The sequence below is a fragment of the Mesorhizobium sp. P2_E10 genome (assembly GCF_056404235.1).
Genome location: NZ_JBFUEK010000001.1, coordinates 348,035 through 360,747, shown reverse-complemented (window position 1 = coordinate 360,747; position 12,713 = coordinate 348,035). Strand labels below are relative to the sequence as shown.

At 63.7% G+C, this 12,713-nt stretch carries 11 protein-coding genes; 3 read left to right on the top strand and 8 right to left on the bottom strand.

Going from position 1 to position 12,713, the window contains the following annotated elements:
• Positions 1-19 precede the first annotated feature (19 nt).
• Positions 20-1,402 carry a sodium:proton antiporter gene (locus AC1D0N_RS01880; RefSeq protein WP_477241852.1) on the top strand — a complete coding sequence of 461 codons (1,383 nt, stop codon included), beginning with the start codon at positions 20-22 and terminating at the stop codon, positions 1,400-1,402.
• A 238-nt stretch (positions 1,403-1,640) separates the two neighbouring features.
• On the opposite strand, the gene AC1D0N_RS01875 is transcribed toward AC1D0N_RS01880, so the two are convergent.
• The 8 genes from AC1D0N_RS01875 to gcvA form a co-directional block, all read right to left on the bottom strand.
• Positions 1,641-2,348: an ABC transporter ATP-binding protein gene (locus tag AC1D0N_RS01875; protein WP_477240809.1), complete on the bottom strand. Its 708-nt coding sequence runs from the start codon at positions 2,346-2,348 to the stop codon at positions 1,641-1,643.
• Positions 2,341-3,069, bottom strand: a complete 729-nt coding sequence (locus tag AC1D0N_RS01870; protein ID WP_477240807.1) for an ABC transporter ATP-binding protein — start codon at positions 3,067-3,069, stop codon at positions 2,341-2,343. Before AC1D0N_RS01870 ends, AC1D0N_RS01875 begins: the two co-directional genes overlap by 8 nt.
• The gene (locus tag AC1D0N_RS01865; RefSeq protein WP_477240805.1) at positions 3,066-4,028 is read right to left on the bottom strand and encodes a branched-chain amino acid ABC transporter permease; all 963 of its coding nucleotides are present in this window, start codon (positions 4,026-4,028) and stop codon (positions 3,066-3,068) included. Before AC1D0N_RS01865 ends, AC1D0N_RS01870 begins: the two co-directional genes overlap by 4 nt.
• Entirely contained in the window at positions 4,025-4,906 is an 882-nt protein-coding gene (locus AC1D0N_RS01860) for a branched-chain amino acid ABC transporter permease (RefSeq protein WP_477240803.1), read from the bottom strand. Before AC1D0N_RS01860 ends, AC1D0N_RS01865 begins: the two co-directional genes overlap by 4 nt.
• 160 nt (positions 4,907-5,066) lie before the next feature.
• Entirely contained in the window at positions 5,067-6,371 is a 1,305-nt protein-coding gene (locus AC1D0N_RS01855; RefSeq protein ID WP_477240801.1) for an ABC transporter substrate-binding protein, read from the bottom strand.
• A 152-nt stretch (positions 6,372-6,523) separates the two neighbouring features.
• Positions 6,524-7,978: a hypothetical protein gene (locus AC1D0N_RS01850; protein WP_477240799.1), complete on the bottom strand. Its 1,455-nt coding sequence runs from the start codon at positions 7,976-7,978 to the stop codon at positions 6,524-6,526.
• Between the two features lie 181 nt (positions 7,979-8,159).
• Positions 8,160-9,464 carry a nicotinate phosphoribosyltransferase gene (gene pncB, locus AC1D0N_RS01845; protein ID WP_477240797.1) on the bottom strand — a complete coding sequence of 435 codons (1,305 nt, stop codon included), beginning with the start codon at positions 9,462-9,464 and terminating at the stop codon, positions 8,160-8,162.
• Between the two features lie 110 nt (positions 9,465-9,574).
• Complete coding sequence (gene gcvA, locus AC1D0N_RS01840) at positions 9,575-10,549, bottom strand: transcriptional regulator GcvA (RefSeq protein ID WP_477240795.1); 975 nt, start codon at positions 10,547-10,549, stop codon at positions 9,575-9,577.
• Between the two features lie 213 nt (positions 10,550-10,762).
• Here gcvA and speB point away from each other — a divergent pair, with 213 nt between their 5' ends.
• Positions 10,763-11,824: an agmatinase gene (gene speB / locus AC1D0N_RS01835; protein ID WP_477240793.1), complete on the top strand. Its 1,062-nt coding sequence runs from the start codon at positions 10,763-10,765 to the stop codon at positions 11,822-11,824.
• An 82-nt stretch (positions 11,825-11,906) separates the two neighbouring features.
• The gene (locus AC1D0N_RS01830; protein WP_477240791.1) at positions 11,907-12,713 is read left to right on the top strand and encodes a transporter substrate-binding domain-containing protein; all 807 of its coding nucleotides are present in this window, start codon (positions 11,907-11,909) and stop codon (positions 12,711-12,713) included.

The window sequence follows — 12,713 nt, the reverse complement described above, 5'->3', positions numbered from 1 at the left end:
CGCTGCGGTGGCTGTTGCAATGTTGTTTCCGGGACTGGCCTTGGCGGCCGAGGAACACGACCTGCCCGGCGCTGCCATGTCGCTGTGGTGGGGGCTGCCTTTCGCCGGTCTGCTGTTGTCGATCGCCACCGGGCCTTTGTTGTTTCCCCATGTCTGGGAGCATCACTATGGCAAGATCGCAGCGCTCTGGGCAGCGCTGGTGGTGGTGCCGCTGGCACTCGCCTTCGGCATGAATTCGGCAGCGCAAGCGGTGCTGCACACGCTGCTCACCGAATATATGTCGTTCATCATCCTGTTGTTTGCGCTGTTCACCATTGCGGGTGGCATTCTGGTGGCCGGCAACATCCACGGCACACCGCTGGTCAATGCCGGGCTGCTGCTGGTGGGGGCGATCCTCGCCTCGATCATCGGCACCACCGGCGCCTCGATGATCCTGATCCGGCCGATGCTGCGCGCGAATGACAACCGGCCGTTCAACGCCCATGTCGTCATCTTTTTCATTTTTCTCGTCTCCAACATTGGCGGCTCACTGACGCCCTTGGGCGACCCACCATTGTTCGTCGGCTTCCTGCGCGGCGTCGACTTCTTCTGGACGACGGTGAACCTTTGGCGCGAGACGCTGCTGACGGGCGGCCTTGTGCTGCTTGTCTTCCTGGCCATCGACATCGTGCTGCATCGCCGCGAGGGCGGTGCGCCGAAGATCAAGGACACGACGCCCGATACGAAAGTGCGCATCCGCGGCCTGCCCAACATTCCGCTGCTGGCCGGGGTGGTCGGCGCGATCCTGCTTTCGGCGACCTGGAAGCCGGGCGTGAGCTTTTCAGTCCTCGGCGTCAGCCTCGAATTGCAGAATTTGGTGCGCGACGCCGTCATCCTGGCGCTCGCTTTCGTCTCGCTTGCCGTGTCGCGCAAGAGCCATCGCGAGGCGAACGGCTTCACCTGGGGTCCGATCGCGGAAGTCGCAAAACTGTTTGCCGGCATCTTCATCTGCATCGTGCCGGTCATCGCTATCCTGCGGGCGGGCCATGACGGGGCGCTGTCGCCGCTGGTGGCGTTGGTCACCGCGCCCTCGGGCCAACCCAACGACCTTGCCTATTTCTGGCTGTCCGGCGCACTGTCGTCCTTCCTCGACAATGCGCCGACCTATCTGGTGTTCTTCGAACTCGCCGGCGGCAATCCGCAGCATCTGATGACCGAGGCCGCCTCCACGCTGGCGGCGATCTCGGCCGGTGCGGTGTTCATGGGCGCCAACACCTATATCGGCAACGCGCCCAACTTCATGGTCTACGCCATCGCCAGGCATCGCGGCGTCAAGATGCCGGGCTTCTTCGGCTATATGGCGTGGTCGGGCGCGGTGCTGATCCCGACGTTTTTGATCGCTGGCTTTCTGTTCTTTGGGTGAGAATGGCGCACTGATTTCTGCCGGCAGCGCCGCCCCTCATCTGGCTGCCGCCATCTTCTCCCCGTGAAAGGGAGAAGGACGCTGTCATCGCCGATTTCGCCAATCGCCAGCCTTGCAGAATGAGCGCCGAAGGCACGGCCAGCTTCTTTCTCCCCGTTCACGGGGAGAAATGCCCGGCAGGGCAATGAGGGGCGGCGCAACCGCCTGTCTCCTGGCGCTGCCGCTCAGACTTCGCAGTTTACCCCACCCCCACATAGCGGCGCACCGCTGATGGGTCGGCGCGCAATTCCTCGACATCGACGGTCTCGCGGTTGCGGCCGTTCTCGATGAAGCAGACGCGGTCGGCGACCGACAGCACGGCATCGACGCGCTGCTCGACGAGGATCGTGGACACACCCCGTTCGCGCAATTTCGACACCGTCTCTCGAATCTTGGCGATCATCGACGGCATCAGCCCTTCGGTCGGCTCGTCGAGCAGCAGCACCTGTGGTTCGATGCACAGCGCCCGCGCCATGGCCAGCATCTGCTGCTCGCCGCCGGACAACGTGCCGGAGCGTTGGCGCAGTCGCTGGCGCAGCAATGGAAAAAGGTCGAGGACATTTTCCCGCACGGCCTTGCCCTTGCCGCGCGCCATCAGCCCGATCTCGATGTTTTCGGCCACCGTCATCTCGGCGAACAGCCGCCGGCCTTGCGGCACATAGGCGACGCCGGCCTTCGGCACTTCATGCGCCGGCAGGCCGGTCAACTCCTTACCGTCGAGCCTGATCGAACCGGCGCTGGCCGGGACGAGGCCCATGATCGCTTTCAGCGTCGTCGTCTTGCCGGCGCCGTTGCGGCCGAACAGGCACAGCACCTCGCCCGTGTTCAGCACCAGATCGAGGCCATAGAGCACCTGGACTTCGCCGTAGAAGCAGTCGAGCCCGGAGATGGTGAGCGCCTCAGTCATGCACCGTCCCCAGATAGGCTTCCTGCACATCGGCGTTTTCGCGGACCTGCTCGGGCGTGCCTTCGGCGAGTATCTTGCCGGCGTTGAAGACAGTGATGCGGTCGGCCAATTGCATAACCACCGGCATGTTGTGCTCGATCAAAAGCACGGTGGCGCTTTTGGCGATCTCGCGCACCAGGGTGATGAAATTGTCGATCTCGCTGTCGGCCAGCCCTTGCGTCGGCTCGTCCAGGATCAGCAGGCGCGGCTTCAGCGCCAGGCCCATCGCCACTTCCAGCAGGCGCTGGTGGCCATAGGACAATTGCCCGGCCGGCATGTGGGCCCGGTCGGCGAGGCCGGTGCGCTCGAGCGCTGCCATGACGCCGGCACGCACCGCGCCTTTCGAGCGGCCATCGGTCAGCGTGCGCTGCACCGGCAGCGCGACATTGTCGTAGGCGGAGAGATTGGCAAAGACGCTGGTGATCTGGAAGGTGTAGGCGATGCCCTGGCGAACCCTGATATAGGCCGGCTGGTTGGTGATGTCGGCGCCGTCGAAGACGATCATGCCGGAAGACGGCTGTATGCGACCACTGACCAGGCTGACGAAGGTGGTTTTCCCCGCGCCATTAGGGCCGATGACGGCGCGGATCTCGCCCGGCATCAACTGGAAGTCGACACCGTCGACGGCGCGCAGGCCGCCGAAATTGCGCGACAGGCCCTTGGTGGTCAGCAGCGGCATCATGGCAACCACCCAAGCCAGCGCTGGCGGATGCTGCCCAGGATGCCCTTGGGGAAAAACAGCACTAGCAGGATGAGGGCGATGCCGACGATCAGCAGATAGGCGGAGGTGAAGCCGCTGGTGATGTCGGTGACATAGTACATGAACAGCGTGCCGATCAGCGACCCAAGCGTCGTGGCGGCGCCGCCGAGCAGCACCCAGAGCAGCGGCAGGATGGAATATTGCACCGAGGCGAAGCTCGAGCCGACATAGCCGAACAACAGCGCGTAGGCGGCGCCCGATGCCGCGCAGATGGTGCCCGAGACGACCACGGCGACGAGTTTGTTGGAGAAGGTGTCGTAGCCGAGCATTTTTGTCCGCTCCTCGTTCTCGCGGATGGCGACCAGCACGCGGCCATAGCGGGAGCGAACGATGGCCAGCGTGACCATCAACACGACCGAAAACAGCACCAGTGCCGTCATGTAACGCACGGTCGGATCGGTGAGGTCGAGCGATGTCGCCCCGAAGGTGAGCACGCGCGCCGGCTGCGGTACGACCATGCCCTGGTCGCCTCCGGTCCATGAGGCGAAATAGAGGATGACGAGATAAAACACCTGCGCGAACATCATGGTGACGATCATGAAGGCGACGCCGGTGGTGCGGAGTGCCAGCAGGCCGATAACAAGGGCAAGAGCCGCGCCGCAGGCCAGCCCGGCGGCAAAGGCGGCTGGCACGTTCCAGCCGAGATGAATGACGGTGAGGCCGGCTCCATAGAGCCCGGCGGAAAAGAACATGGCGTGGCCGAGGCTGAGCAGGCCGACATAGCCGAACAGGATATTGTAGCCCATGGCGAAGACAGCCAGCACCATGATGCGGGCGAGCAGGCCGTGGTGATAATCGGGCAAGACGAAGCTCAAGGCGAAAAGCAAGGCAATGACGCCGAGATGCAGCGCATAGGCCTTCACCGGCGAAGCTTCGCTCATCGCGACGCCGTCCCGAACAGGCCTTGCGGCCGGAACACCAGCACCATCGCCACCAGCATCGTGGCGATGATCTTGGCCAGGGTCGGCGAGAAGAACACCGAGATGATGCCGTCCGACATGCCGATCAGCACGGCCGCGACGACAGTGCCGCGCAGCGAGCCGAGGCCGCCGATGATGACGACGATGAAGGACAAGAGCAGCGGGTCCTGCCCCATCAGGTAATGCGCCTGGCTGATCGGCACGATCAGCACGGCGGCGACGGCCGCCAGCATGGCGCCGAGCGCGAAGACGCCGGCATAAACCCGGCCAACCGGAATGCCGAAGGCCTGCGCCGTCTCGCTGTCATATTGCGTGGCGCGCATGACGAGGCCGATCCTGGTGCGCGTCAGCACGAACCATGTCGCGACAAGCAGCAGCGCCGAGGCGGCGATGATCGAAAGCTTATAGCCGGAATACCCGAACCACGGCAGAAGAATGCGGTAGCTGAAGGGCGGCTCGACCGGCCGCGCCTCCGGACCGTAGAAGGTCAATGCCAGCTGCTGGATGATGTAGAGCATGCCGATGGTGGCGACGATGGTGGCTTCGGGATTGTAGTTGAGCCGGCGCAGCACCAACCGTTCGGCGACGAGCGCGATGGCGCCGACGATCAGTGGCGCCAGCACCAGCGCGGCGAGGAAGCCGAGTGCCGGATGGCCGCCGATAGCCGTGGTGATCGCCCAGGCCAGCACCGCGCCCAGCATGAAGAACTCGCCATGGGCGACATTGACGACGCGCATGACGCCGAACACCAGCGACAGGCCAAGCGCCGTCAGCGCCAGCACGGCGGAGGTGACGAGGCCTTCGAGGGCGGCGAGGAGGAGGTGGGGTCCGAAGTGCATTCAAGGCGCCCTTACCCTCCCCCTTGTGGGGAGGGTGACCGCGCAGCGGTCGGGTGGGGGAGTGGGGCATGGGCCGTCGCGACCCCCACCCCGTCGCACAGGCTTCGCGGACGCAAAGCCTGCTTGCCGACCCTCCCCCCAACGGGGAGGGCAAGGCGGCTCACAGCGCCTGCGTCGTGTAATCCCCCTCGGCCTCGTACAGGCCGTCCTCGATCTTGGTCTTGTGCACGACCTTCAGCTTGCCGCCTTCGACCTTGGAGATGTTCTGGATGCCGAAGCACTGGTGGATCTTGCCGTTGAAGGTTTTTGGTCCCTGCGGATGCTCGGGGCCTTCGGCGAATTCGGTCAGCGCTTCGGTCGCCTCGACCAGCTTGGCGCGGTCCTCCGGTCCCTTGTAGCCGGCATCTTCCATCGCCTTCTTGACGACGTAGAGCGTTTCCCAGCAGCCGAACATGTGCGACGCCGTCGAGACGTCCTTGGGATCGCCGACCGCTGCGCCATTGTCGTCGATGCCGACAGCGGCGCGATAGGCCTTCTGTCCGGCGGAATCATCGGCTTGCGCATAACGCGGCGAGCCCTCCCAGAAATGACTGCCGTCGAGGAATTCGAGGCCGGGGCTGTTGATGTCGGTGGCCTCGAGTGAATCCATGAAGCCGAACAATTGCGGCCGGTTGGAGCCGTAGAATTCGCCGAGTTCCTTGACGAAGGTGAGCACGGCCGGGCCGACCATCACGTGGTAGATGACCTCGGTTTCGGCGGGGATTTGCGGGAAATATTTGGTGAAGGAGGATTCCGTCGGCGGGATGGCGATCTGGGCGATGACGTCGGCGCCTTGGGCCTTCAGCGCTGGCGGCAGGTAGTCGCGATGGTCGTAGCCGAAGGCGAAATCGGGGAAGATCTGCGTCACCTTCTTGCCGGCATTGGCGGCGATCCACGGCGCCATGGACTGGATCTGGCTCTTCACATCGGTGATGCCGGGCTGGAAGATGTAGCGGTTCAATTTGGTCGAGGCGACGTGGTGACCTTCGCTGACGACGAAATAGGGGATCTTGTTTTCGCCGGCGGCTGGCGCCGAACCGATGACGACATGCGAGAACAAGGTGCCGAAGACGATGTCGGTCTTGTGCTGGGTGGCGAACTTGCCGACCACCTCGGCACCGCGGGCGGGATCGGTGCCGTCATCCTCGATCACCAGCTCAACCGGGCGGCCGTTGATGCCGCCGGCATCGTTGATTGCCTTGACCGCGGCGGCGCTCGTCTTCTCGTACCAGCGGCCATAGGCGGCGCCGATGCCGGTGCGGTGCGACTGGAAGCCGATCTTGATCGGCGCCGAGCTCTGCGCCTGGCTGTAGCGGATGAAGCCTGGGGCGACGGCAAGGCCGGCGCCGGCGGCGAGGCCCTTCAGCGCAGTGCGGCGAGAGAGAGCGGTTTTGGAGAGATCGAAAAACCCATTCTTGTCGGTCACGGCAGTTCCCCTGTTTTCGAGTTTTGACTGGCAGCAACGAGGCAAGGCCACTCCCAAGTGGGAGGGCAGAAATCGCATGTGTACAAACTAAATCACCAAAGCCGCGACCTGGCAAGCGAGCTTTGCGCAAAGGCATGCCGGTCGCCTTGTTCTCAGCCGGCGGTCGGTGTGGCAAGCAACCAGAGGCCGAAGACGGTGTAGGCGATCATCAGCAGGGTGAGCGGCAACTGGCTGAGCGCGGCGCGGGCGGGAACCGGGTGCAGGCGCCAGGCAAAACCGTGGGCGACAAGCACAGCGAGCATGTGACCGGCGATGATGATTCCGGCCTGCACATTCCACAGCCACCACGCCGAGTCGGCCCCAGCGACGACACCGGCCTCGATCTGCATGTCGGCGGTGCCGAACAGGTTCCAGCCCAGCGCAAACGGGTCCGAAAGCGCGGCAAGCGCGTATTGGCCGTCGACCAGCAGCGCTGTCAGATAATGGGCGACATGATAGGCGAGCGCGATCGGCACGATCGACCAGACCAGCAGGCCGGCAGCCTGAGTGAAGGGATGCGGGCTGGAGGCCAGACGCTGGCCTACGGCAACGGCAAGCATGAATGCAGCTGCCAGCAGGACAAGGGTCAGCACGAGGCCAAAGCTGCCGATGCCGATCAGCGCCGTGCGGCCGGGGAACTCCAGCGGATTGATGCCGAACAGGCCAAGCCAGAAGAAGGTTTTCGACAGGCCATCGAACGAGACCGATGACAGGCTGAGCAGCAGGAAAGCGATGCCGCTGAGCGGCAGCGACTCGGCATTGAGCAGTTTGGCGCCCGGCCAGCAGAAATTGAGCCGGCCATCTTCATCGCGTTCGACAATGGCGAAGCGCGCCACCATGGCGAAGAAGACGGTCAGGAACTCGCCGCGCCGGCTCCAGTGGGGATAACCGAACATCAGCATGGCAACAAAGGTGCCCAGCCAATAGAGGCCAGCGGCCCAGGCCAGCCGCGCCGGATCGTCGGGCGCCGGGTCGATCAGCTCGAACCAGGCGAAGGCGAAGAACAGGATGACGGCCGGCCAACAGCCGAGCCATGCTGGCAGTCGCGATTGCTGCGTTTCGTCACCGGATCGGCCGATCAAGCGAGAGGCGATGCGCCATGGCCCATACCACGGGTTCAGCCACGACCAGAGATCGCCGAGCAGGCCCTGCAGCAAGGCAAGCCCGACCCAGAGCAGCGTCCAGATGGTTAGGGGCAGCGGATTGGAGAGCGGATCGCGGCTGCCGAACAGGCCGGCGGCGATGAGAATTGCAAAGCCGGCAAAGGATAGCAGGCTGACGACTGCGCGCGCGCTGTCGCCGAAGGCGAAAAGCGGCAGGCGGCGGCGCCAGAAACGGTCGAGCGCGTCTGGCGGCAACAGAGCCAGGATAAGGAAGCTCGCGGCAACAGCGAGCGCGCCGCCAGCGACATAGTAACCTGTGGGGAGAAGGAGGACGTGGCCGCGGTCGGAGGCGTGGGCGAAGGCGGGGGTGGGCGAGAGGAGGGCTATCGAAGCGCCGAGGCCGAGAATCGCCTTGGCTGCCGGACGGCAGCGCTCTACGGCGCCCCCCTCTGTCCTGCCGGACATCTCCCCCACTTGGGGGGAGATCGGCAGGTCGCTCGGTCGGCGCTCTTCTTGTAGCGTTGAAGATTGGCGAAGGCAGAGATGAAAGCCAATCTCCCCCCTCGTGGGGGAGATGTCCGGTAGGACAGAGGGGGGCGCGAAGGAACTCACGCTTTCCAAGAATTCCTTCTTACCGGCATCACCCTCACACCTTGACCAGCTGCTCCACGCGATCCTTCGCCCCGAATATCCGCAAATAGCGGTCGATCTCTTTCAGGTCACCCGTCGCCTTGGCCGGGTTGTCGGACAGTTTCACCGCCGGGCGGCCATTGGCTTCCGTCACCTTGCAGACCAGCGATATGGCATCGAGGCTGTTGGTCTCCGTCGGCGCGCAGCCCTCGAAATCATTGGTCAGATTGGTGCCCCAGCCGAAGGACATGCGCACCTTGCCGCGGAAGTGGCGGTAGGTTTCCTCGATGGTTTCCACCTCGAGCCCGTCGGAGAAGATGAGCAGCTTTTGTTTGGGGTCCCTGCCCTTTTCGCGCCACCAGGAAATGATCTTCTCGCCGCCTTCGATCGGCGGCGCGCTGTCAGGGCGAAAGCCGGTCCAGTCGGCGACCCAGTCCGGCGCGTCGCGCAGGAACGAGGCGGTGCCGAAGGCGTCGGGCAGGACGATCAGCAAATTGCCGCCATAGTAGCGCTGCCAGTCCTGCAGCACCTTGTAGGGCGACTCCTTCAATTCCTTTTCCGAATTGGCAAGGGCGGCAAACACCATCGGCAGTTCATGGGCGTTGGTGCCGAGCGCTTCGAGGTCGTTGTCCATGGCGAGCAGCACGTTGGAGGTGCCGGTGAAGGCTTCGCCGATGCCTTCCTTCAGCGCTTCGACGCACCAGCGCTGCCACAGGAAGGAATGGCGGCGGCGGGTGCCGAAATCGGAAATGCGGATGCCGGGCAGCGCCTTCAGCCGCTCGGTCTTGGCCCACATCTTGGCCTTGGCGCGGGCGTAGAGCACATCGAGGGCGAAGGGGCCGAAGGCGCGCATGGCGGCGCGTGAGCGCAATTCGTTGATGATGGCGAGCGCCGGGATCTCCCACAGGGTGGTGTACGTCCACGGGCCGCTGAAGGTGAGTTCGTACTGGCCGCCGTGCCTGGAAAGCTCGTATTCGGGCAACCTGAAATTCTCCAGCCAGGCAAGAAATTCCGGCTCGAAGATCTGCTTGCGGCCATAGAAATTATTACCGCCCAACCAGATCATCTCTTTCTTCGAGAAGCGCAGCGTGCGGGCGTGATCGAGCTGCTCGCGCAACTCACCTTCGTCGATCTCGTCGGCGAGGCGCACCGTGGTGGTGCGGTTGATCAGCGAGAAGGTGGCGTCGACCTTGGGGTACATGCCCCAGATCATCTGCAGCATCAAAAGCTTATAGAAGTCGGTATCGAGCAGGCTGCGCACGATCGGGTCGAGCTTCCAGGTGTGATTGTAGACGCGCCGCGCTATATCGGTCTTTGCCATATCTCGATGCCGCCTTCGCTCGCTCCCCGCAAAAGCCTCTTAGCATTGAATTTTTGAAAGTGCTTCCGCTTTGCTGCTGGCCCGACAAAAAGAAAACGCTCGGGCCAGGCTCAGGTCGAGGTCTTGGCGCCTATCACCCGCAGCGCCGGGCGTTTCCTGCGAATGCCGATGCGACCCGCCACCGGCGCATCGGCGCGGCTGTCGGCCTGCTCCTTCTCGGCAAACAGCCAGTCGATGAACAGCTGCACGATCGGCGTCGATTTCATCTCGTTGCGACAGACGACGTAGAAATCGTCGACCGCCGGCACCGACAGGCTGAACGGGGCAACCAGCAACCCCCTGGCGAGCAGCGCGCTCGCCGTGACTGAATCGCCGAGTGCCACGCCATGGCCATGAACCGCGGCTTCCGTCGACATGCGGGCGTCGCCGAGATGGTGGCGTCGGCCGCGCTCCAGATCGAGCCCGTCGGCGGCGGCCAGCCAGGTGTGCCACTCGCGACCGTCATCACCATGCAGGAAGACATGATCGGCGAGGTCGCGGACGGTGCGGATCGGCCGGTTGTTGATCAGCGTCGGGCTGACCACCGGGAACAGTTCGAGGCCCGACCATTTGCGCATCCAGCAATCGGTCCAGCTGCCATCGCCATAGTGCACGCAGACATCGATCTGCGGGGCGCGGATATCCTTGGCGTCGTTGGAGGGGATCAGCGTCAGCCTGATATCGGGATATTGCGCCATGAAGCTGCCGAGCCGCGGCGTCATCCACAAAAGCAGCAGCGCCGGCACGCAGGAGACCGAGAGTGTTCCGGCGCTGGCCGGCCTTGTCATGCGCTGCGTGGCGGCGGCGATGCCGTCGAATGCGGTCGATACCGCCGGCAGCAGTTCGGCACCGTGCGGCGTGAGCTTCACCCGCTGGCCGGTGCGTTCGAACAGCTTGACGCCGAGCGATTGTTCGAGCGCCTTGATCTGATGGCTGATGGCGCCGTGGGTGACGTTCAGCTCAGCCGCCGCCTTGGTCAGCGAGGCATGGCGCGCCGTCGCCTCGAAGGCGCGCAACGGATTTAAGGGGGGCAAACGCTTGGCCATGGGCACCCAGGATCATTGTGAGGTTTTCTCACAAGCTGCACCCTAACAATATCAATTGATTTTTCAATGCGGCTGCCGGACACTTTGGCTCGGAACAGCATCAAGACTTGGAAATCTGCAGGCAGCCAGCGGGACAGCGACCCGGCCGGATGACGGTCAGTTCGTTAGATGTCGCCGAGGCCGCACTGCATCAGCCCAGCAGGAGGACCGGAGATGGGTTACGATCGCGGCAAGCTCGAAGCCTTGCGTCGCAAATATGGCGAGAGCCATGGCGGCGAGATGTTCGACCCGAAGTTCCGGCGCGTCGCCGACAAGATCTTTTCCAAGAGCGGCACCAGGCTGGCGCCCTATTCCGGCATTCCGACCTTCCTCGCCGCGCCCTACCGCGAAATATCAGCCGATAATCCGGATTTTGGCGATCTGCAGGTGGCAATCATCGGCGTGCCGATGGATCTCGGTGTCACCAACCGGCCGGGCTCGCGCTTCGGGCCAAGGGCGCTGCGCGCCATCGAGCGCATCGGCCCCTACAACCATGTGCTGGAATGCGCGCCGACGCATGAGCTTCGCGTCGCCGACATCGGCGACACGCCGTTCCGCAGCCGCTACCGGCTCGAGATCAGCCATGAAGACATCGAGCGCCGCACCAACCAGATCGTCGATGCCGGCGTCATTCCGCTTTCAGTCGGCGGCGACCACTCGATCAGCCATCCGATCCTGAAGGCGGTCGGCAAGAAGGCGCCGGTCGGCATGATCCATATCGACGCCCATTGCGACACCAGCGGGCTGTTCGACATGACCAAGTTCCACCATGGCGGACCGTTCCGCAATGCAGTGCTGGACGGCGTGCTCGACCCGACCCGCACCATCCAGATCGGCATACGCGGCTCGGCTGAATATCTGTGGGAGTTCACCTACGAATCCGGCATGACCGTGGTACATGCCGAAGAGGTGACCGGCCTCGGCATCCCTGCGATCATCGAAAAGGCGCGGAAAATTGTCGGTGACGGCCCGACCTACATCTCCTTCGACGTCGACAGCGTCGATCCGGCTTTCGCGCCGGGCACCGGCACGCCTGAGATCGGCGGGCTGACAACGCGCGAAGTGCTCGAACTGCTGCGCGGCCTGAAAGGCCTCAACATCGTCGGCGGCGACGTCGTCGAGGTGGCGCCGCAGTATGACGCGACCACCAACACCGCCCATGTCGGCGCCCAGGTGCTGTTCGAGATCCTGAGCCTGATGGTGTTCAGCCCCGCAATCACCGGCAAGGGAGCCTGACACTCAAACATATCCCAAGGCGGCCGCCGCGCTGGAGCCGGCGACCGCACTCAAACAAACAAGCTTCCAGAAGGGAACGACAATGACACTTCACATGAAACTCAAATCATCCATTGCCGCCGCACTGATGCTCGGCGCGACCGGCTTTGGCTTCACCTCTCAGGCCAATGCCGACGCCGTCGACGACATCACCAAGGCGGGCGCCATCAATGTCGGCATCTTCTCCGACTTCCCGCCCTTCTCCTCGGCCAGCGCCGATATGAGCATCAAGGGCTATGACATCGACGTGGCGCAGGCGATCGCCGATGCGCTGAAGGTGAAGCTCAATCTGGTCAGCGTCACCGGCCAGAACCGCATCCCGTATCTCACCGACAAGCGCGTCGATATATTGATGAGCGTCGGCTACTCCAAGGAGCGTGAGCAGGTGATCGATTTCGCCGCCGCCTACGCGCCTTACTACATCGCCGTCATCGGCCCGGCAGCGCTTGCGGTCAAAGGCAAGGAAGACCTTGCCGACAAGTCGATCGCGGTCAACCGCGGCACGCTCGAAGATACCTCGCTGACCGAGGCTGCACCGGCGTCGGCCGATATCAAGCGCTTCGACAACTACAACTCCGTCATCCAGGCCTTCATCTCGGGCCAGACCCAGCTGATGGTGGTCGGCAACGATGTCGGCGCCCAGGTGCTGGCCAAGCAGGATGCGTTGCAGCCGGAGCAGAAGTTCCAGCTGCTCACCTCGCCCTCGCATATCGGCCTCAACAAGAACGAGGACCGGCTGAAGACAGCGGTCAATGACGCGGTTGCCAAGATGCTGGCCGACGGCAAACTCGACGAAAGCTCAAAGGCCTGGCTGAAGACACCGCTCAATCCCGACAACCTCAAGGATTGA

Excerpts from the sequence above, each read along its gene's own strand:
- AC1D0N_RS01880 (WP_477241852.1), top strand. The coding sequence starts at position 20 with ATGTTGTTTCCGGGACTGGCCTTGGCGGCCGAGGAACACGACCTGCCC.
- AC1D0N_RS01875 (WP_477240809.1), bottom strand. The coding sequence starts at position 2,348 with ATGACTGAGGCGCTCACCATCTCCGGGCTCGACTGCTTCTACGGCGAA.
- AC1D0N_RS01870 (WP_477240807.1), bottom strand. The coding sequence starts at position 3,069 with ATGATGCCGCTGCTGACCACCAAGGGCCTGTCGCGCAATTTCGGCGGC.
- AC1D0N_RS01865 (WP_477240805.1), bottom strand. The coding sequence starts at position 4,028 with ATGAGCGAAGCTTCGCCGGTGAAGGCCTATGCGCTGCATCTCGGCGTC.
- AC1D0N_RS01860 (WP_477240803.1), bottom strand. The coding sequence starts at position 4,906 with ATGCACTTCGGACCCCACCTCCTCCTCGCCGCCCTCGAAGGCCTCGTC.
- AC1D0N_RS01850 (WP_477240799.1), bottom strand. The coding sequence starts at position 7,978 with ATGTCCGGCAGGACAGAGGGGGGCGCCGTAGAGCGCTGCCGTCCGGCA.
- pncB (WP_477240797.1), bottom strand. The coding sequence starts at position 9,464 with ATGGCAAAGACCGATATAGCGCGGCGCGTCTACAATCACACCTGGAAG.
- gcvA (WP_477240795.1), bottom strand. The coding sequence starts at position 10,549 with ATGGCCAAGCGTTTGCCCCCCTTAAATCCGTTGCGCGCCTTCGAGGCG.
- speB (WP_477240793.1), top strand. The coding sequence starts at position 10,763 with ATGGGTTACGATCGCGGCAAGCTCGAAGCCTTGCGTCGCAAATATGGC.
- AC1D0N_RS01830 (WP_477240791.1), top strand. The coding sequence starts at position 11,907 with ATGACACTTCACATGAAACTCAAATCATCCATTGCCGCCGCACTGATG.